Annotated in this window: 17 protein-coding genes and 1 pseudogene; 9 read left to right on the top strand and 9 right to left on the bottom strand. The window is 55.9% G+C overall.

Translation table 11 applies throughout. From position 1 onward, the window contains the following. From Q0510_RS00255 to Q0510_RS00275, 5 genes and pseudogenes are all read left to right on the top strand, one after another. A pseudogene (locus Q0510_RS00255) lies at positions 1-276 on the top strand (MBL fold metallo-hydrolase); the annotation flags it as partial. An 18-nt stretch (positions 277-294) separates the two neighbouring features. Continuing rightward, entirely contained in the window at positions 295-747 is a 453-nt protein-coding gene (locus Q0510_RS00260) for a hypothetical protein (protein ID WP_298707168.1), read from the top strand. A gap of 45 nt (positions 748-792) precedes the next feature. Next, on the top strand, positions 793-2364 hold the full coding sequence (locus Q0510_RS00265; RefSeq protein WP_298707170.1) for a helicase HerA-like domain-containing protein: 1572 nt from the start codon (positions 793-795) through the stop codon (positions 2362-2364). 43 nt (positions 2365-2407) lie between these two features. Beyond that, on the top strand, positions 2408-2770 hold the full coding sequence (locus Q0510_RS00270; protein WP_298707171.1) for an SdpI family protein: 363 nt from the start codon (positions 2408-2410) through the stop codon (positions 2768-2770). A 4-nt stretch (positions 2771-2774) separates the two neighbouring features. After that, positions 2775-3821 carry a Gfo/Idh/MocA family oxidoreductase gene (locus Q0510_RS00275; RefSeq protein WP_298707173.1) on the top strand — a complete coding sequence of 349 codons (1047 nt, stop codon included), beginning with the start codon at positions 2775-2777 and terminating at the stop codon, positions 3819-3821. A 5-nt stretch (positions 3822-3826) separates the two neighbouring features. Here Q0510_RS00275 and Q0510_RS00280 read toward each other — a convergent pair whose 3' ends face one another. From Q0510_RS00280 to Q0510_RS00290, 3 genes are read right to left on the bottom strand one after another with little or no spacing between them, the layout of a single operon-like run. Next, positions 3827-5731, bottom strand: coding sequence for an ATP-dependent DNA helicase RecQ (locus tag Q0510_RS00280; protein WP_298707175.1), 1905 nt, complete (start codon positions 5729-5731; stop codon positions 3827-3829). Positions 5732-5734: 3 nt separating this feature from the next. Further along, positions 5735-6340 carry a trimeric intracellular cation channel family protein gene (locus Q0510_RS00285; protein WP_298707177.1) on the bottom strand — a complete coding sequence of 202 codons (606 nt, stop codon included), beginning with the start codon at positions 6338-6340 and terminating at the stop codon, positions 5735-5737. A 38-nt stretch (positions 6341-6378) separates the two neighbouring features. Next, entirely contained in the window at positions 6379-8487 is a 2109-nt protein-coding gene (locus Q0510_RS00290; protein WP_298707178.1) for a cation-translocating P-type ATPase, read from the bottom strand. A 243-nt stretch (positions 8488-8730) separates the two neighbouring features. Here Q0510_RS00290 and tsaE point away from each other — a divergent pair, with 243 nt between their 5' ends. After that, the gene (gene tsaE / locus Q0510_RS00295) at positions 8731-9192 is read left to right on the top strand and encodes a tRNA (adenosine(37)-N6)-threonylcarbamoyltransferase complex ATPase subunit type 1 TsaE (RefSeq protein WP_298707180.1); all 462 of its coding nucleotides are present in this window, start codon (positions 8731-8733) and stop codon (positions 9190-9192) included. A 46-nt stretch (positions 9193-9238) separates the two neighbouring features. Next, a complete protein-coding gene (locus Q0510_RS00300) occupies positions 9239-10456 on the top strand; it encodes an alanine dehydrogenase (RefSeq protein ID WP_298707182.1) in 1218 nt (405 codons plus the stop codon). Positions 10457-10504: 48 nt separating this feature from the next. Here the strand turns inward: Q0510_RS00300 and Q0510_RS00305 are convergent, their stop codons facing one another. The 4 genes from Q0510_RS00305 to Q0510_RS00320 form a co-directional block, all read right to left on the bottom strand. After that, complete coding sequence (locus tag Q0510_RS00305; RefSeq protein WP_298707184.1) at positions 10505-11728, bottom strand: hypothetical protein; 1224 nt, start codon at positions 11726-11728, stop codon at positions 10505-10507. Positions 11729-11754: 26 nt separating this feature from the next. Beyond that, on the bottom strand, positions 11755-12537 hold the full coding sequence (locus tag Q0510_RS00310) for an undecaprenyl-diphosphate phosphatase (protein ID WP_298707186.1): 783 nt from the start codon (positions 12535-12537) through the stop codon (positions 11755-11757). A gap of 67 nt (positions 12538-12604) precedes the next feature. Further along, positions 12605-12856, bottom strand: coding sequence for a DUF3098 domain-containing protein (locus Q0510_RS00315; protein ID WP_298707188.1), 252 nt, complete (start codon positions 12854-12856; stop codon positions 12605-12607). 20 nt (positions 12857-12876) lie between these two features. After that, positions 12877-13749, bottom strand: a complete 873-nt coding sequence (locus Q0510_RS00320; protein WP_298707190.1) for a permease-like cell division protein FtsX — start codon at positions 13747-13749, stop codon at positions 12877-12879. A 171-nt stretch (positions 13750-13920) separates the two neighbouring features. Here Q0510_RS00320 and leuS point away from each other — a divergent pair, with 171 nt between their 5' ends. Both leuS and Q0510_RS00330 read left to right on the top strand, forming a co-directional pair. Then, positions 13921-16698 carry a leucine--tRNA ligase gene (gene leuS, locus Q0510_RS00325; protein ID WP_298707192.1) on the top strand — a complete coding sequence of 926 codons (2778 nt, stop codon included), beginning with the start codon at positions 13921-13923 and terminating at the stop codon, positions 16696-16698. 353 nt (positions 16699-17051) lie between these two features. Further along, positions 17052-20213 carry a S41 family peptidase gene (locus tag Q0510_RS00330; protein WP_298707194.1) on the top strand — a complete coding sequence of 1054 codons (3162 nt, stop codon included), beginning with the start codon at positions 17052-17054 and terminating at the stop codon, positions 20211-20213. 291 nt (positions 20214-20504) lie between these two features. Here the strand turns inward: Q0510_RS00330 and Q0510_RS00335 are convergent, their stop codons facing one another. Further along, positions 20505-20750 carry a hypothetical protein gene (locus Q0510_RS00335; protein ID WP_298707195.1) on the bottom strand — a complete coding sequence of 82 codons (246 nt, stop codon included), beginning with the start codon at positions 20748-20750 and terminating at the stop codon, positions 20505-20507. A gap of 10 nt (positions 20751-20760) precedes the next feature. Beyond that, positions 20761-20961 (bottom strand): hypothetical protein, encoded by a 201-nt coding sequence (locus tag Q0510_RS00340; protein ID WP_298707197.1) that lies wholly within the window; start codon positions 20959-20961, stop codon positions 20761-20763. Positions 20962-21115: the final 154 nt, after the last annotated feature.

Genomic DNA, 21115 nt, shown 5'->3' on the forward strand with positions numbered 1-21115 from the left:
GCCATGATGCTGCCCGAGATCCGGTACAACGGCCATACGATCGTGTACATGGCCGACCTGCTGCCTTCCACCGGGCACATTCCGCTGCCGTATGTGATGGCGTATGACATGTTCCCGCTGACGACGCTGGAGGAGAAGAAACGCTTCCTCATGGAAGCCAACGAACGCAATTACGTGCTTTATTTCGAGCACGATCCGGTCGTGGAATGCTGTACGCTGCAAAGTACCGAGAAGGGCATCCGCGTGCATGAAACCTTTCCGCTGTCCAATTTATAACCGTATAAACCGAAACATATGCATAAAAACATCTTACGCACATTACCCGTTGCCGCAGCGCTCTTTATCGCCGCCTGCAACAGCGGCGGAACCGGCGCCACGCAAGACGCCGCCGCCGTACAGGATTCCCTGGCCATCGATTCCCTCAGCACCGAAGTGATGGCTATTCACGACGAAGGCATGGCCAAGATGATGGTCATCCGCCGCCTCCGCACCCGCGTAGCGGAAATCACCGATTCCCTCGGTAAGAAAAAGGCCGACACCACTGCCTATCATACCGCCGGCTCCCTGCTCGACAGCGCCAACAACGCCATGAACGCCTGGATGCACGGGTACGACATGGAAATGACCGGTAAAGACAATACGCAGAAAAAAGCCTATCTCGAATCCGAGAAACAAAAGATCAGCACCGTGAAAGACCTCATGCTCAAAAGCATCGACGAGGCTAAGATCCTGCTGAAAGAACAATAATTAAATCCGCAAACCGCTATATCTATCTTCACGAAAACCGATCGCATGTCTCAACAGGAAACTTTCAAACAATACATCAACAACGGATACACGTTCAAAGGCGAACATTTCAAACTGGGATGCGCCATGTTAAACGGCGAAGTGGTGACCGGGGCCGATGTGTTCCTGCCGCTGAAAACCCTCAACCGCCACGGCCTCATCGCCGGGGCGACGGGCACCGGTAAAACAAAAACCCTCCAGGTGATCGCCGAAGGCCTCAGCGACGCCAGCGTACCCGTGCTGATGATGGACATCAAGGGCGACCTCAGCGGCATCGCGGCGGCAGGGGTTTCCAACGCGAAGATAGAAGAGCGGTATGCCAAAATCGGCGGCTCGTGGACGCCCGCCGGGTATCCCGTGGAACTGCTCACGCTGAGCCACGAGAAAGGCGCGCGCCTGCGGGCCACAGTTAGTGAATTCGGGCCGGTATTACTGTCGAAAATACTGGAGCTCAACGATACGCAAGCGGGGCTCGTGGCTATGATCTTCAAATATTGCGACGACAATAAACTGCCGCTGCTCGACCTGAAAGACTTCAAGAAAGTTTTGCAATACGTGAGCGACGAAGGCAAGAAAGAACTGGAAAAAGATTACGGCAAGATCTCCACCACTTCCACCGGCACCATCCTGCGGAAAGTGATAGAGCTGGAGCAACAGGGCGCCGCGCTCTTCTTCGGCGAACGTTCTTTTGAAGTCGACGACCTCATGCACATCGGCGACGACGGCCGCGGCGTGATCTCCATCGTTCGCGTGGCCGACATCCAGGACCGCCCGAAACTCTTCTCCACCTTCATGCTCAGCCTGCTCGCCGAGCTTTATGCCACGCTTCCCGAAGAAGGCGATATGGACAAACCGAAGCTGGTGATGTTCATCGACGAGGCGCACCTCATCTTCCAGGAAGCCAGCGACGCTTTGCTGCAGCAGATCGAAACCATCGTGAAGCTCATCCGTTCCAAGGGCGTGGGCATTTTCTTCTGCACCCAAAACCCTATGGACGTGCCGCCTTCCGTGCTCGGACAGCTCGGCCTTAAGGTGCAACACGCCCTCCGTGCATTCACCGCCAACGACCGTAAAACGATCAAGCAGACGGCGGAGAACTATCCGTTGTCCGATTTTTATAAAACCGACGAACTGCTTACGCAGATCGGTATCGGGGAAGCGCTGGTGACCTGCCTCAACGAAAAAGGCACCCCCACTCCCCTCGCCGCCACCATGCTCACTTCTCCCCGCTCCCGGATGGATATCCTGAGCGATACGGAACTGGATGCGCTGGTGGGCAAATCCAAGCTGGTCCGCAAATACAACCAGGAGATCGACAGCGAAAGCGCTTACGAGATCCTGACGGCCAAACTGGAAGAAGCAGCTGAAAAAGCCGCGGAAAAAGCGAAAGAGGAAGAAGAAGCCAAACCGGCAAGAGGCCGCCAGAAAGAGGAAAAAGGCCTGCTGGAATCCGTGCTGACCAGCTCGGCCGCCAAACAGGCCGGCCGTACCGCCGCCAACATCATTACGCGCAGCCTGCTGGGGGCGCTGGGTTTGGGAGGAAGAAGCAGTAAGAAGAAAGGAACAAGCTGGTTTTAGGGAGTACTGACGGTTGTAAAGCATCCATTCAAAAACAAAATATATGGTGCTGATCATTCTATTGATTGGGACGATTTTTACGATCATGGGATACATCTTCGGGAAGTTCCCGCCGAAAAAGATCAATCCCATCTACGGTTACCGCAGCCGGCGTTCCATGCGGACGCAGGCGGCCTGGGATGCTGCGCAGATCTTCTCCTCGCGGCAGATGCGCAACGCGGGAATGGTGGTGCTGGCTTTGAGTATCCCCGTCTGGCTCACCAGCGACGTGGAACTGACCTATGTGCCCGAAGTATGGGTGATCGTACTGCCGTTGCTGTTCAGCATCATCCCGGCAGCGGTCATCATCGTCAATACGGAGAACTTCCTTAAAAAGCGATTCGACGATTCGAAAAACAACAACTGAAGATATGTCAACACCCATCAAGACCGGACTTTGCTCCTACGGACACAGCGGATACGCTTTCCACGCGCCCTTCCTGCATGTGCACCCCGGCTTCGAACTGACGGCCGTTACAGAACGCAGCAAGCACCTCGCGCAGCAGCGCTACCCTTACGTGAAGATCTACCCGGATGTGATGTCCATGATCAACGACCCCGCGCTCGAACTGATCATCGTCAACACCCCCAATTACTCCCACTACGAATACACCAAAGCCGCGCTCCTCGCGGGCAAGCACGTAGTGGTCGAGAAGCCGTTCACTGTGAATTCCGCCGAAGGCGAAGAACTGATCGAACTGGCCAAAAAACAGAACAAACTCATCATCGTATACCAAAACCGCCGCTACGACAGCGATTACAAGATCGTACGCAAAGTGGTGGAAGAAGGGCTCATCGGCGATGTCCTCGAAGTGGAATTCCATTACGACCGCTTCAAGGAAGAACTGAGCTACAAAAAACACAAGGAATTAGCCGCTCCCGGCACCGGCGTGCTCTACGACCTCGGCTCCCATCTCATCGACCAGGCGCTGACCATCTTCGGCATGCCCGAATCCGTGTTCGGCGATGTGCGCATCATCCGGAAAGACTCCGTGGTGGACGATTACTTCGAACTGCTGCTGTATTATCCCAGCCTCCGGGTGCGCCTCAAATCCAGCTACCTCGTGAAGGAAGCGCTCCCGGCCTACGTCCTGCACGGGCGCAAGGGATCATTCATCAAAAGCAAATCCGACATCCAGGAAGCCCTGCTCATGAAAGGCGTACTGCCCGACACACCGGACTGGGGCGAGGAAGCTCCGGCAGAATGGGGATTGCTGCACACAGAAGCCGGCGGTAAGACCGTTAAGGAATTCCTGCCCGGCGGCAACGGCAATTATCTTGATTTCTACAAAGGCGTGTACGCGGCCATCCGCGAAGGAAAGGCCAACCCGGTTACGCCGGAAGAGGGTCTGAATGTTGTGAAGATAATCGAAGCGGGCGCCCTCAGCAGTAAGGAACGCCGCGTGGTGACGCTATAATTTTATCAGGGCTTTGCCGCGATGAGGAGCCCGTCTCCGTCGCGCAGCACAAGCCCTTCGGCGATGAGGAACTGCAGGGTCTCCAGGATCCTGCTTTCCTCCGCGTCGAGTTTTTGCATGAGGGAAGGCACGCTTGTTTTCTCTCCCAGCGCCGCGAGTATCGCTTTGGCCACTTCGCCGAACTCCCCGGGCTTCAGTTTCCCTTTGCTTTCTTTCACGCACACATCGCAAACGCCGCATTTTTCGGCGTCTTTCTCCCCGAAATAACTCACCAGCTGGCGCGTGCGGCAGTCGTCGGCGTTTTGCGTGTACCGCGTGATGGCGTTGATCTTCGCTTCCATTACTTTCTTCCGCTGTGCGAGGCGCTCCATGTCGATACGGAGCTGTTGCGCGCGGGGGCGTTCCTGGAGGAAAGATAACTGCGGACTGTCTTTCCGCGGGTAATACCGGATAACGGCCTGCCGGTGGAGTTGCTGGAGATTGTCTATGATCTCGTCTTCGGTGCAGCGCAGGATGCGGGCCATTTGCTTTTCAAAAACGGGTACCGCCGAATCCAGGATACCCTGGTAGGTGCGCAGCATGGATTTGATGAGCTGGTCGAGGCGGGGATTGATGGTTTCGTATTCGAAAAGCGTTTCGCGGTTGGTGATGAATTCGACTTTGGAAGGCATGTACACACTTTCGCTGAGCTGCCAAACGCCCTCGTGCTCGATGATGCGGATGGCGCTGTGCGCCACGGTCACATTGAGTTTGAAGCGCTGCACGAATTCATTGAAATCGAAATCGAAGTACACGCCTTCCACGCCTCCGGCGGGCGCCTGGAGGTAATTCACCACGCACTGGAATATTTCGCGGATGGTGTCGAGATCGGGGAATTGTTGTTCCAGCCGCACTTTCATCTGTTCGAGGTCGTTGGCTGTATACAGCAATACGGCGAATGCTTTCTGTTCGTCTCGGCCCGCGCGGCCGGCTTCCTGGTAATAGGCTTCGATGCTGTCGGGCACGTCGGCATGGATAACGAGGCGCACATCGGGCTTGTCGATCCCCATGCCGAAGGCGTTGGTACATACCATGACGCGGGTTTCGTTGCTGATCCAGGCGGCCTGGCGGTTGTTGCGTTCTTCGTTGGAAAGGCCGGCGTGATAATAACTCGCGGAAATCCCCTGTGCCGCGAGCAGCCCTGCCAGTTCCTGCGTCTGCCGGCGGTTTCGGCAATACACCACGGCCGTGCCGGGCACCCTGTCGAGGATGTTTTTGATGCGCAGGGGTTTGCTTTCTTCTTCCAGTACGCTATACGACAGATTCGCGCGGGCGAAGCTTTTGATGTAGATATGCGGTGCGCGGAGTTGCAGCTGGATGCAGATATCCTTTTGCACGGCGGGCGTTGCCGAAGCGGTGAGCGCGAGGATGGGCGCGTTGGGGAACTGGTCGCGGATATTGGCGATTTGCAGATAGGCGGGCCTGAAATCGTAACCCCATTGCGAGATGCAATGCGCTTCGTCCACGGCGATCAGCGTCACGGGCAGCACTTCACAATACCAGAGGAACCGCCGGCTCTGCAATCGTTCCGGCGAGACGTACAGGAATTTGATTTCTCCTTCCCGCGCCAGCGCCAGCACTTTCTCCACATCTTTCGCCATCATCCCCGCATAAATCGCGAAGGCCGGGATGCCGCGGCGGTTCAGGTTTTCGACCTGGTCTTTCATCAAAGCGATGAGCGGCGTCACCACCAGGCAGAGGCCTTCTTTCATCATGGCGGGCACCTGGAAGCAGATGGACTTCCCGCCGCCGGTGGGCAGCAGCGCCAATGTGTCGTTCCCCGATGCCACCGACTCCACGATTTCCTGCTGCATAGGCCGGAAAGTGTGATAGCCCCAGTATTTATGTAATATCGATTGTGCCGTAGACATGTATTATTTCTTCTCCAGGTATGGCAACGACCAGCCTTTCCGCAAAGCCGTGAGCCTGATTGTGATCACAAGAATGATACTGGCCACCATGTTCCAGTCCTGGTCAACGCCCAGGTGGCGCAGCCCGATGTACAGCGCCGCGCCGGCCAGGCAGGCCGTGGCATAGATCTGGCGGCTGAAGATGAGCGGGATTTCGTTCACCATCATATCCCGTATTACCCCGCCGAAAATAGCGGAGATCATCCCGAGAATCACCGCCGCCCAGGGATGCACCCCGAAAGCCAGCGCTTTCTGCAAGCCGATCACGGTGTAGAAACCGATGCCCAGCGTGTCGAACAGGAAAATCGAACGACGGAACCGCAGGAACCGCGCGCGGAAAAGGATCGTGACGCCCACGCCGAGCACGATGGCGATCACGTACCACGAATCGTTCACCCAAACCGGCCGCGTTCCCAGGATGAGGTCGCGCATGGTGCCGCCGCCGATGGAAGTCACGAAGGCGGTGAAGCTGACCCCGAATATATCGTGGTACATCTTCTTGTCCCAGGCCGCCAGCGCACCGGAAATGGCGAACACAAAAGTGCCGATGAGGTCTAACCAGTATATCATTCACGAACGGATTTCGATATACGAATTAACGACAATTTTTAATGGCTTACACGCTTGAAACGGAGGCGGACGGAATTGATCGCCAGCACCACATCCGAGAGGCCCATGACCAGCGCGCCCACGATCGGGTTCAGGAATCCGAGCGCGGCCACGGGAATGGCCACCACGTTGTAAATGAAGGCCCAGAAAAGGTTCTGTTTGATGGTGAGATAGGTATGTTTGCCAAGCCCCATGGCGAGCGGGAGCGCGCCGAGGTGGTTGTTGAGCAGGATCACATTCGCACTTTGCATGGCCACCTGCGTGGAATCGGAGAGCGATATCCCGATGGTCGCCTTCGCCAGCGCCGGCGCATCGTTGATGCCGTCACCCACCATCGCGGTGGGCGCTTCGAGCATGAGCGCATCGATTTTCTCGAGCTTCTGTTTGGGCGACTGCTCGGCGAACCATGCGTCGATCCCCAGTTCAGCCGCCATTTCACGGCATTTGCGCGTGGTGTCGCCGCTGAGGAGGATGGTGCGGATACCGGCCGACCGGAGGCTTTCGATAACAGATTTCGCTTCCGGCCGCAACTCGTCGGTGAAATCGAGCCATCCGGCCAGGGCGCCGTTTTTGAGCAGGTAAATGTTATGGGAATCGTCGGTGGTGAGGTCTTTGGCCATGATGTAAGACCCCAGCTTCCATTCGTTGCCTTCCTTATCGCTGGCCTGCATGCCGAGGCCTTTCACCTCGCGGACCTGGCGGATCGTAGTTTCCGGGGTGCCTTTCCATGCGGCGGTGATAGAACGGGCGATGGGGTGCGAGGAATATTTTTCGAGGCTGACAACGAGGGACCGGAAAGTATCGTCATCGATACCGATGGCTTTCCACTGGCCGATGCTGAGCTTGCCGGTGGTGAGGGTGCCGGTTTTGTCGAACACGATCTGGCGGATGTTGCGGAACTGTTCGAGCGTGTTGGCGCCTTTGATGAGGATACCGTTGCGGGCGGCCCTTCCCAGGCCCACCATCACCGCGGCGGGCGTGGCGAGCCCCATGGCGCAGGGGCATGCAATTACCAGCACGGCAATGGCCCGCATCATGGCTACCTGCAGTTCGGTGCCGCCGATGAAATACCATCCCAGGAACGTGAGCGCCGCGATGCCCAGCACCAGGGGTACGAAGATGGCGCTGATGCGGTCCGCCAGCTTTTGCATGGGCGGCTTGTTGCCCTGTGCCTGCTTCACGAGGTCGATGATGTAGGAAAGCACCGTGTCTTTCCCGGTGGCGGTGATATATACTTTAACGGAACCGTCTTCCAGGATGGTGCCGCCGATGACTTTATCTTTTTCCTGCTTGCCTACCGGCGCGCTTTCGCCGGTGATCATGGATTCGTTGACATGGCCGGAGCCCCAATAAATGGTGCCGTCCATGGGGATTTTATCGCCTGTGTTAACGAGCACGCGGTCGCCGGGCCGGAGGGCGCTGTTGTCGACTTCGTCGATATGTTCCTCGCCGTTTTCGTGCACATGCAGGCGGCGGGCGGTGGTATGTTGCAGGCGCGCCAGCTCGGCGATGGCGGTGGTGGTGGATTTGACGGAACGTTCTTCCAGGAGGTTCCCCAGGAATACGAGCGTCAGGATGGCGGCGGTGGTTTCGAAAAAGAGGTAATCTTCGCCGAGGCCCTGGATGGCACCGATGAGGCTGTAGGCGAAGGCGGCGGTGGCGCCGAGGGTCACGAGCACGTCCATATTGGCGACGCCGTTGCGCAGGGAGCGGAAGGCGCTCTGCCCGAAATGGGCCATGCCCACGAGGTACACCGGGAGGGTGAGGGAAAATTGCACCCAGGGGTTATGGAGCCAGTGCCAGTTCACCACCATGTGCAGCAGCAGCGGGGCCGTGAAGATGGCGCAGAAAATGAATTGGAAGGTAAGGGTGGCGTAGAAGGGCTGCCGGCGGGCCTCTTCGCCAGGGAGCACCACCTCATAACCCAGGTTATTGATGCCGTTGATCACTTCCCCCGCATCAGCCCCCTGCGGGAGGTTGAAGCGCAATTCTTCCGTGGCCACGCTGATCGCGACATCTTCCATGCCTTTGTGCTCGAGGTATTTGGAGATGGTAAGCGCGCAGCTGGAGCAATTCATGCCTTTAACTTTGCAACTGATCGTTTCCATACCGTAAAATTACCGCCGAAACGCCGCAAACCCATCGGCATTTAATGCAACAGCGGTGCTATTTCCCGCGCTGGCCGGGCGCTTCCGGGCTTCTGCGCTGCATTTCGCCGGACGGCGCAAATTATTGCAACATCCTTGCTTTTCCGGCGCGGTGCCTACCGTCAAAACCCTTGAAAAACACCATAAAACAGCCTTAAGTGGCCGGGAATTGCTAAATTTATGCTCCGATAAGGGAAGACACGTATGAATTTGACATTTTCTCTGGAAGATTTGCCGGAAGCGGCCCGCCAGTTCTGGGCCAACTTCCCCAAAGCGCGCGTTTTCGCGCTAAATGGCGATATGGGGGCAGGTAAAACTACCTTCATCAAAGCCCTGTGCGCCGCCAAAGGCGTCAACGGCGCCACCGCCAGCCCCACTTTTTCCATCATCAACGAATACAGATTCAAAGATGGCCACGATCAGGACCGGATCATCTACCACCTGGACCTCTACCGCCTCAAAAATCTCGAAGAAGCCGTGGAAGCCGGCGTGGAAGACTGCCTGTACCACCCCTCCGCCGTCTCCTTCGTGGAATGGCCCGACGTGGTGACCGACATCCTCCCCGCAGACACCGTACATATTTACCTTTCCGTTACGCCGGGCCAGCAACGCAAACTGGTGGCAGGTTCTGCCCATCCGGGGGAATTCCGTCCGTCCCTGCAATAATAAACGTAACTTTGAAAGCGACCCTAACATACAACTGTCATCAATTATGGAGCATAGGCCAAAACCTGTTGTGAGTGCCGGTTTTACGTATTCACCGCTCGAAGAAACGCTGGACATCCCGCAGAAGAATTCCCGACTTTTCATCGGGATACCGAAAGAGACGTCTTTCCAGGAAAACCGTATCGCGCTCACGCCCGACGCGGTAAGCATCCTGTCCAACAATGGGCACCACATCGTTGTGGAACACAAAGCGGGCGACGGTTCGCATTTTTACGACACCGACTATTCGGAAGCCGGCGCGGAAATCGTGTATGACAAGAAGGAAGTGTTCAAGGCTGACATCATCGTGAAATCCGCCCCGCTGAACGACGAAGAGATCGAGCTGCTGCACCCGCACCAGATCGTTATTTCACCGATACATTTGTCCATGCTGCGGGCGGAGCAGTTGCAGAAAATGATGGACAAGCGCATCACCTTGCTTTCTTTCGAAAACCTGAAAGACGATTCCGGCACTTATCCCATCGTGCGCGCCATGAGCGAGATCGCGGGGTCTGCCGTAATGCTGATCGCCGGGCAATACCTGAGTACGAGCAGCCGCGGCAAAGGAATTCTCTTAGGCGGCATCACCGGGATCCCGCCAACGAAGGTGGTGATCATCGGCGCGGGGATCGTGGGCGAATTTGCCGCGAGAACGGCGCTGGCGCTCGGTTCCTCCGTGAAAGTATTCGATAATAACATCTACAAGCTGAAAAGGCTCCAGAATAACATCGGCGTCCGCCTGTTCACTTCCGTGATCCAGCCGCGGGTACTCGCCGAACAACTGCGGACGGCCGACGTGGCCGTGGGCGCCCTTTCGTCCCAAAGCGGCAGAACGCCCATCGTGGTGACCGAATCGATGGTCAGCAATATGAAAACCGGCGCCGTGATCGTGGATGTGAGCATCGACCGCGGCGGTTGCTTCGAGACTTCGGATGTTACCACGCACGAAAACCCCGTCTTCAAAAAATACGACGTGATCCATTACTGCGTGCCCAACATCCCCTCAGGGTTTGCCGGCACGGCGTCGCAGGCGATCAGCAACGTGCTCATGCCCCTGCTCATCGAAGCGGCGGACGACGGCGGGTTCGAAAACCTCGTCTGGATCAAGCGCGGCGTCAGGAACGGGATTTATCTGTACAAGGGTGCCCTCACCAATTACCACCTCAGCGAAAAATTCAAACTCAAATACACAGACCTGGAACTGCTCCTCGCCGTGAAAGGATAAAAAAAAGGCTGACCATTGCGGTCAGCCTTTTTCAATATGATCAGGTTATTACTGCCGGAGTATATACCGGACGAGCACCTGCATGGTGTTGGTCCTGGCGTTCAATAAAATGAAATCTTCTATCGCGTAAGATGGTTTCACCCGCAATTCCGCATTCCATCGCTGATACCGTACGCCCACACCGGCTACGATCGGCATCGTGAGCTGCCTGCCGCCGCCCAGCGCATCCATTTGGGCGTAATTGCCCTGGCGTTCATAGACATCCGTTCCTTTCCCCACTTTCAGCAACAGTCCCATACCGCCGTTGATATAAGGGCGCACCTGGCCGAGCGGGTAGGTATAGCGGAGCAGCAGCTGCAGGCTCATGTAATTGAAGTTCACGTCCACTTTATCCAGCTTGCCGTCGCTCTGGAATTTAATGTTGTCGTACACCAGCTCCGTAAGGAGGGCGAATTGCTGGCGCCGGCGCGAAAGCGGCAGGTCCATGAACAGGCCGAATGTCGGGGAAACGCTGGCTTTAATACTGTTCCTCGCCACCATATGTTCGCCTGTCAGCTTAAAACTATTGAACGATCCGCCGGCCATGATGCCCAGCATCGTACGCAGGTGCTTGTCTTTTTTGGGTGCTGCTATGGCCGTTCCGGGATGTTTGCAGGCCGTGTAACGCACAATGGCTTTGGAGAGTTGTTCCGTGCGGTAATCCAACGCGTCGTAATTCGTTTTGGCTTTGCAATCGCCCATGTAGAGGGTCAGTTGATGGCGGAAGTGGTTGAGAACCTGGAGCTTCCCGTAAATCGGAGATTCCGGGTTATCGATATACCGCGATTCGCGGATGAGGTGCATCACGGTATCCTGGTCGCGGATCGCGAAATGCTGGCGCATATGTTTATCGGTGTGCAGCAGCAATTGGATGGGGCCATGCAGCATGATGCGGTAGAAGAAGTGACCCTCGACCACGACCCGGGGTTTATCTGACGTCATGTTTTCAATGGTTTCGTGGGTGATGTCGAGCTTCGTGTAGAGGGCGGTATAAGTGTCGTTATTCCCGTGGATGCGGAAACCGGACAGTTTTCCCGCCGGATAACCGGTAACCGTACCGTTGTGGCGGAAGTTGACGGACTGGGGCTCGATGTCCCATTTGCGGTAGTCGATCTCGCCCGCGAGGCTGTCGCCCGAAGGGAAAATAATGGTTGCGGGCACGTATTGCTGTTGGGCGAACACGGGGTTGATAAGCAGCAGCAGTGCCATGAGCAGGTAAAGGGATGATTTCATGACAGGGGTTTTGTTGTTGACGTGAATTATCGATGCAAGTAAATGGTCGCAATAATGATGATGCCCACAATGATGCGATAGTAGCCCCACATTTTAAAACCGAACTTCTGCAATGTGCCGATAAAGAATTTGATGGCGAGCATGGCCACGATGAAAGCAACTACATTACCGATGAGCAGCAGCCGGATATTGTCGGGCGAGCTGGTGAGGATTTCGTGGTGTTTGAGGAGTTTATACCCTGTTGCGGCGGCCATGGTGGGCACGGCGAGGAAGAAGGAGAACTCGGCGGCGGCGTGGCGGGTCAGTTTTTGCTGCATGCCCCCGATGATGGTGGCGGCGCTGCGGCTGACGCCGGGGATGAGGGCGATGCACTGGAAGAGGCCGATGCGGATGGCGCGGAAATAGTCCATTTGCTCGTCGGACGTGATCGTGGGGTTGCGGAACCATTTATCCACGAACAGCAGCACGAAGCCGCCCAGCAGCAGGGAGATGCCTACGATGAGGGGGCTTTCGAGCCAGAGATCGATCTGGTCGGAGAAAAGGTAGCCCATAATGAGCGCCGGCATCACACCGAAAAGAAGCTTGAGGTAGAACTGCCATTTGCCGAAATCGAAAAACTTCTTCCAGTACAGCACGACCACGGCCAGGATCGCTCCCAGCTGGATGGCTACTTCGAAGAGCTTGGTAAACTCGTCTTCGTTGATGCCCATGATGCTGCTGGCGATGACCATGTGGCCGGTGGAGGAAATGGGGATGAATTCGGTCAATCCTTCGATAATGGCTATTATAACGGCTTCTAAGGTGCTCATATTCAAATAAAGAAAGCGATGAGGGTTTCATCGCTATGATTAAAAATTCGGGTTACGGTGTTGATAATCAGGCTTTCGGCTTTCTCATGATAGCCCATGCTTCCACGGCGAGGCCGAGGAGGATCACGATGGGCGCCAGGGTGATACGGCGGAAGCTGTATACTTCTTCGGGAGAAAAGCGTGCGGGATCGTCGGAGCTGCCGCCCATCATCAGGAGGAACCCCAGCACGATCAGGACTACACCTGCCAGCATAAGCTGGTAATTGCCTTTCCCGAACAGGGATTTGGAGGTAGTCGGTTTGCTGACTTCTTTAGACATATCGGTAGATTAAGTTTGAATCAATATAAATCGTCGAGTTTCAGTTTGAGGTATTTCATCACGGAGCGGTGGGTGCTCAGGAGGGAAATACCGATGCCGAGCACGATGAGCCCTATGAACAGGAGCCCTGTCAGCCAATAATCGCGCATCCCGCGGAGGCCCGGCAGCGCGGATTCCGCAAAATAAATCAGGGCGATCAGGCAGGCGATGGCCAAAATGGCGCTGATGCCGCCGTTGATGATGCTGCGCCTGTCGAACGGCTTGGCAATGAACCATCGCGTAGCGCCCACCATCTGCATCGTTTTGATGAGGAAGCGGTTACTGTACATGGCCAGGCGGATGGTATTGTCGATCAGGAACAGCACCACGATGGCCATCAGCGCGCTGATCACCAGCAATACGATCCCGATTTTCTTGGCGATTTCGAGTACTTCGGACACGAGCGATTTCTGGTAATACAGCTCCCGCACCGTGGAACGCGCCTGTATCTGCTGCTCGATCGCCTTCAGGCTGTCGGGCTGCACGTACCGGGCGTACAGGCTGATGTCGATACTGGCGTACAATGGGTTAAAGCCCAGCACGGCGAAATTCTCCTCGGGGTTTTCCCGCTTGAACTTCTCCGCCGCCATTTCCTTCGACACATACTGAATTTTCTTTACATAAGGCATCACGGCCAGGGAATCGCGCAGGGAAAGCGCCTGGTCTTCCTTCACATTATCGCGCAGGATCACCTGCAGTTCAATATTTTCCTTGTAATATTCACTGAGATTCTTGGCATTGATCATGAAAAGACCCAGCACACCCAGCAGGATGAGCACGAGGGTCACCCCGATGATCGAATATATATAAGAAGGCTTCGATTTCTTTGCTGACAGTTTCCCTGGTTGAGCCATTCGTCTATAGTTTAGGAGCGAAAATAATAAAAATTGGGAGTTATGTTTACTTTTGCCATCCCAAACGGCATTTTAACATTTTTTATTATATGCATAAGTGCCGGTTGGAAAATCTTTTGTGAATAAGTAATTTACAATAAACCGCCCGGCCATCCCGGGCTTTTGATGATTATGGAGTACAATTTCAGGCAACTCGAGCGGAAATGGCAGGACCACTGGGTAAAATCCGGCGCTTATAAGGTCAGCAACGACAGCAGCAAGCCCAAATGCTACGTGCTGGACATGTTCCCCTACCCTTCCGGGGCGGGGCTGCACGTGGGGCACCCCCTCGGGTTCATCGCATCGGATATCTATTCCCGTTACAAACGGCTGAAAGGTTATAACGTATTGCACCCCATGGGGTACGACGCATTCGGCCTCCCGGCGGAACAATACGCCATCGAAACCGGGCAGCATCCCGCCGTGACCACCGAAGCCAATATCCGGACCTTCCGCAAGCAGCTCGACAATATCGGGTTCAGCTACGACTGGTCCCGCGAGATCAATACCAGCGAACCCGCTTATTACAAGTGGACGCAACATATCTTCCTGCAACTTTTCGGCAGCTGGTACAATCGCCATGCCGCAAAAGCCGAAAGCATCGAAACGCTCGTGCGCATTTTCGAATCGGAAGGCAACCTCCACCAGGAATGCCCGGGCGACCGCGGGCTGCGCTTCAGCGCCGACACCTGGAACGGCTGGACCTATGAGGAACAACAGCAAACCCTCATGGAATACCGCCTCGCCTACCTCGCATACGCCGAGGTGAACTGGTGCCCCGCCCTGGGGACCGTGCTCGCCAACGACGAGGTGATCAACGGCGTGAGCGAACGCGGCGGCCACCCCGTCATCAAAAAGAAAATGCGCCAATGGTTCCTGCGCATCACCGAATATGCGGACCGCCTCCTCGAAGGACTGGAAACCGTCCAGTTCAGCGAAGCCATGAAAGACATGCAGCGCAACTGGATCGGCAAGAGCCAGGGTGCGGAGATCAAATTCAACGTAGCCGGGAGCCTGGAGAATATCGTGGTGTACACTACCCGTCCGGATACCATTTTCGGGGTGGACTTCATGGTGCTGGCGCCCGAGCATGAGCTCGTGGAAAGCATCACCACCGATGAACAAAGCCAGGCCGTGAGCGATTACCGCGAATACGTGCAAAGCCGCTCCGAGCGTGAGCGGATGGCCGAAGTGAAACAGATCACGGGCTGCTTTACCGGCGCTTATGCCGTGAACCCGTTCGACGGCCGCAAGATCCCCATCTGGATTTCCGAGTACGTACTGGCCGGCTACGGCACCGGCGCCATCATGGCGGTGCCCTGCGGCGACGCGCGGGACTTTGGGTTTGCGAAACATTTCAACATTCCCATCACCAATATCATCGGCGACGCGTTTAACGGCGAAGAAGCCAATGCCACGAAGGACGCCGTCCTCCAAAACAGCGACTTCCTCAATGGCAAGCCCATGCGCGAAGCGATGGGTATCGTGGCGGAAAAGATCGAGCAGCTGGGCCTCGGCCGCAGGCAGGTCAACTTCAAGATGCGCGACGCGGGCTTCAGCCGGCAGCGTTATTGGGGCGAGCCTTTCCCGATCGTGTTCCGCAACGGCGTTCCGGAGGCGATGGATGTTGCCGATTTGCCGCTGGAATTGCCGCATGTGGAGAATTACCGTCCGGGTGAAGAAGGCGAGGGCCCGCTGGCCAATGTGACCGAGTGGGTGAACCTGCCTTCGGAAGCGGGTACGTCGCTGCGCCGGGAGACCAACACCATGCCCGGTTACGCCGGATCCAGCTGGTATTTCCTCCGGTATATGGACCCGCGGAATGCGGAAACGTTCTGCGACAGGAAGGTGTCGGATTACTGGGGACAGGTGGATCTGTACATCGGCGGTACGGAACATGCCGTGGGCCATTTGCTGTATAGCCGTTTGTGGACGAAGGTATTGTTTGACCTGGGGCTCATCGGGTTCGAGGAGCCTTACCGGAAACTGGTGAACCAGGGGATGATCACAGGCAGTTCCCGGCTCGTTTATCGCGTTCGGGGAACGAACCAGTTTGTTTCCGCGGGATTGAAAGACAAGTATGAAACCGACGAACTGCATGTGGACGTGAATATTGTTGACGGGGTGGAACTGGATACTGAAGCGTTCAAAAAATGGCGCCCGGATTATGCCAATGCGCAATTCATCCTGGAAGACGGTAAATATTTCTGCGGCACGCTTTCCGAGAAAATGAGCAAGAGCAAATTCAACACCGTGAACCCGGATATGCTGGTCGATAAGTTCGGCGCCGATACGTTCCGGATGTATGAGATGTTCCTGGGGCCGGTGGAGCAGAGCAAGCCCTGGGAAACGAAGGGGATCGAAGGGGTTCACCGGTTCCTGAAGAAGACCTGGCGTTTGTTCTTCGACGAGAACAAGGGCCTGATCGTGAATAACGAGGCTCCCGGGGCGGAAGAGCTGAAAACGCTCCACCGCACCATCCGCAAGATCGACGACGATACCGAGCGCCTTTCGTTCAATACTGCGGTGAGCGCCTTCATGGTATGCGTCAACGAACTGACGGATCAGAAATGCAGCAAGAAAGCCGTGCTGGAACAGTTGCTTGTTTTGCTTACGCCTTACGCTCCGCATATGTGCGAAGAGCTCTGGCAGGCGATCGGCAACAGCGGATCCATACTGGATGCGGCGTTCCCGGTGTTTGAAGAGAAATATGTGGTGGAATCCGTGAAGGAATATCCTGTTTCCGTGAATGGCAAGCTCCGTACCACGATCAATATCGCCCTGGACGCGGAGGCCGCGGAAGTGGAACAGATCGCGCTGGCGAATGAAGTAGTGCAGAAATGGCTGGAAGGGAAACAGCCTAAAAAGATCATTTTCGTGAAAGGTAAAATGATCAATATTGTGATATAAAGATTACTTAGCGATATGGAAAAGCCGGTCTGGGGACCGGCTTTTTTTTGAAAGCCTGCGAAAGACAGGAGAATTCCTGTAAGAAAGAAGGCGCCGGTGTGATATTATTTTAACAAAGTGAATATGAGAATCCGTAAAACAGGTTGCCGCTGTCTGATAGATAGGCTGAAATACTGTATAGCGGGGATGAAAAGATAGCAGGCTTTGCGAAAAAGAGGAGTGTGAATATATCATCACGATGTCAGCTGCCGTCAAATCCGGAAAAATGTTCCGAAACGGCGTACCGGCGTGATAAATGGTTTCCGGTTACAGGGATTCCTCACTATATTACTGCCATAAATCACCTCGCTATTATGAGACCACTTTACCTGGGCGTCCTGGCCGCGGCTTTATCCCTGCCTGCTGCTGCCCAACAGTCCGACACGTATTTTACTTCCTCCCCCACGCTCACCCCTGACGGCCAAACGGTTATCTTCAGTTTCGAGGGCGATCTCTGGAAAGCAGATATTCAAAACCCGCAGGCCACCCGCCTCACCGCCATGCAAGGCAACGAATCCCTTCCCAGCGTATCCCCCGACGGCAAATGGATCGCCTTTACCGGCACCCAGTTCGGCCGGGCCGATGTTTTCATCATGCCCATCAACGGCGGCGAAATCCGCCAGCTCACCATGCACGAAGCCAATGACCTGATGGATTCCTGGAGCTGGGATTCCAAATCCATCTACTTCACCTCCAACCGCTCCGGCAACGCCACGAGCTATAAAGTGGGCATCAACGGCGGTACTCCCGTCCGCGTCTTCCCCCACTACTTCAACCTGATCCACAACCTCTCCGAACATCCCTCCACCGGGGAACTGTTCTTCAACGATACCTGGGAAAGCTCCTTCGCCGCCAACCGCAAACGGTATAAAGGCGACTTCAACCCCGATATCCAGTCGTACAACCCCGCTACCAAAAAGTACAAACAGTACACCGACTACCGCGGCAAAGACCTCTGGACTACCATCGACCGTAAAGGCAATATCTATTTTGTTTCCGACGAAGCCAACGGGGAATACAACCTCTACACCTTCGCCAACGGACAGAAAAAAGGACTGACCAAATTCAACACCTCGATCAAACGCCCGGCCGTCAGTGCTTCAGGGAACAGGATCGTGTTCGAGAAAGATTACCAGATCTGGTCGTACGACGTAGCTTCCGGCAAAACCGAAAAGGTGGCGCTGCAGATCTTCCGCAACCCGGTGCTTGCCAAAGAACAGGCGTTCGACGTCCGCGACAAGATCTCCAATTTCGACGTATCGCCCGACGGCAAGAAGCTCGCTTTCATCTCCCGCGGCGAAATCTTCGTGTCCGACATCGAAGGGAAGTTTGTCCGCCAGCTGCCACTCAGCGGCGAAAGAGCCCTGGAAGTGCTCTGGCTTTCCGACAATAAAACGCTCCTCTTCAACCAGACACTGAACGGCTATCTCAACCTTTACACCATCGCTGCGGATGGCAGCGGCAGCGCCAAACAGCACACCAGCGACAAGAGCAACAACCGCGACATCGCCATGAACCACGACCGCACACAGGCCGTATACCTCAGCGGGCGCGACCTGGTGAAGATCATCGACTGCAAATCCCTGCAATCGCGCACCATCGCCAAAGACGAAATCTGGGCCTTCCAGAGCGTGCAACCCAGGTTCTCCCCCAACGGCGAATACGTAGTATTTACCGTGCGCCGCAATTTCGAGCACGACATCATGGTGCACAACCTGAAAAAGAATACCACCACCAATCTCACCAACACCGGCGTTTCCGAAGTGGACCCGTTCTGGTCGCCCGACGGCAAGTACATTTACTTTTCCTCTGCCCGCACCAAGCCTTCCTATCCTTTCGGCATGATCAATCCGAAAATCTATCGCCTGCCGCTCGACAAATTCGATGAGCCTTTCCGCTCCGAGAAGTTCGACGAGCTGTTCAAGAAGAAGGAAGAGGATAAGAAAAAAGACGACAAAACCGCTTCCGGCAAATCCGATAAAAAATCCGACAGCGCAGACGTGCCGAAGACCCTCGCGCTCAATACCAACCGCCTGATGCAGCGCATCCAGCAGGTGTCTCCCGACTTCGGCTCGCAATACGGACCTTACTGGATCACCAGCAAAGGCGATAAAACCACCGTATTCTTCGGCTCCAACCACGAAGGCAGGGGTACCCTCTACAAAATGGTGACCGAGCCTTTCGAGGAAACCAAAACCGAGAAGATCAACGGCAGCGAGCGCTTCGATGGCAACGTAGTGGAAGTGGACGGCAAACTCTTTGCCCTTGCCGGCGGCAACATCGTGAAACTGAATGCCGACGCCAACAAGATAGATCCCATCAGCATCAGCCAGACTTTCTACCGCAACCTCCGCGATGAGTTCCAGCAGATCTACTACGAGACCTGGGCCAACGTGGAAGAGAACTTCTATAACGCAGACTTCCACGGCACCGACTGGAGCCGCCTGCGCGATGAGTACAGCCGCTATCTGCCGTATGTGAACAACCGCTCCGATCTCCGCATCCTGATCAACGACCTGCTTGGCGAACTGAACTCCTCCCACCTGGGCTTCAACAGCTTCGGCAGCGAAGAGCGGATCAATCTCGCGTACCAGACCATGGAAACCGGTATCCTCTACGACGAACAGCAACCTTACACCGTTCGCAGGATCGTGGAGAACAGCAACGCCGACAGGGCTGGTATCGATATTCGTCCGGGTGATGTGCTGACGCAGGTGAACGGCAAGAAAGTGAACCCGAAACAATGCCGCGACCAGTACTTTACCCGCCCCACCATGGAGCGTGAAGTGCTGCTCACTTTCGAGCGAGCCGGCAAAACTTTCGACGTACGCCTGCACCCGCAAAGCCCCGGTGAGCTCAACAACCAGCTGTACGACGAATGGATCTACGGCAACGAGCTGAAAGTGGACAAGCTCAGCAACAACCGTGTTGCCTACACGTACATGAAGAATATGGGAACCGGAGAACTGGATAAATTCCTCATCGACATGACCGCCAAAATCGGCGGCAAAGACGCGCTCATCCTCGACCTACGTTACAACACGGGCGGCAATGTGCACGACGAAGTGCTGAAGTTCCTGTCGCAGCGCCCGTACCTGCAATGGCAGTACCGCGAAGGCAAACCCTCGCCGCAGCCGAACTTCGCGCCGGCCGGGAAACCCATCGTGCTGCTGATCAACGAGCAATCGCTCAGCGACGCCGAGATGACCGCCGCAGGCTTCAAAGCGCTGAAGCTCGGCACCATTATCGGTACCGAATCGTACCGCTGGATCATCTTCACTTCCGGCAAGGGACTGGTGGACGGCTCCTTCTACCGTCTCCCCTCCTGGGGCTGCTATACCCTCGACGGCAAGAACCTTGAGAAAGAAGGCGTAGCGCCGGACATTTATGTAAAGACCACCTTTACCGACCGGCTGGAAGATAAAGACCCCCAGCTCGAGCGTGCCGTGCAGGAACTGCTGAAAAGCCTCCGTTAATTTGAACCGCAACATTTTTATATCAGGACCGGCAGGAATGCCGGTCCTTTTTTTATTGCTGCAATCGGCCGCCGCATCACCAGGCATCACGCAACATTGCCCGACCAATGTAAAAAGGCAATGCGCGCATCCGGCCCCGCGTGCAGCTGCTCCAACGAACGTTCGCCGGCCACTATGGGCAGCCGGCATTGGCGTGAACGTACCCTTAGGCATGGTTTCCTTTAACGAAAAGCGCCAGGCCGGAAATGATCATTGCTTGTTCATCCACCACTACCGTCAATCGACTTCTTCTTACGTTTCCCCCGCCAGGTAAGCCTCCAGTTCTTCCTGCGCTACGCCCATCACCCGCAGCGCATGCCGGATGGCAAAGGGCGGAACAGGGTCCACGCGGCGCGCCAGCACCACCGGCCTGCCTCCCCGGGCACCCTCCCATTGCTCATGCCCGCCCGGCAATAACCGGAAACGATAACCCTTCAGGCAAAGGAAATCCCGGAACGTATCCAGCGATACGTCCACATTACAAGCCCCTTTCCGCATATGATTGATTTTATGTACCCGGCTGCCGCTCACTTCCCATTTCCAGCATCAGCCCGAACGGCCGCATCACCGCCCCCTTCTTCATATATCCCAACACCTCCCGCAACTGCCCATAAGGCATCACCGCCGCATGCCACACGCCCTCCGCTTCCTCCCATCCAGCATCCCGCACTTCCCCTTCCAACTGCCCGCCCGGCCACACCAGCCGCATATGCACACCACACACCGCCTCCAGGCAGCGGTAGCGCTTGGTCAGCCCGTGGATGCGCATATCGGACCAGTGCTGGCTCTCCAGCTCGACGCCCAAGCCCAGGGCCTCCTCCGCCAGGTCCACGTCCGCGTACTCCAGGCGTTCCCCGCCCACC

It is taken from the genome of uncultured Chitinophaga sp. (assembly GCF_937874145.1).
GTDB lineage: Bacteria > Bacteroidota > Bacteroidia > Chitinophagales > Chitinophagaceae > Chitinophaga.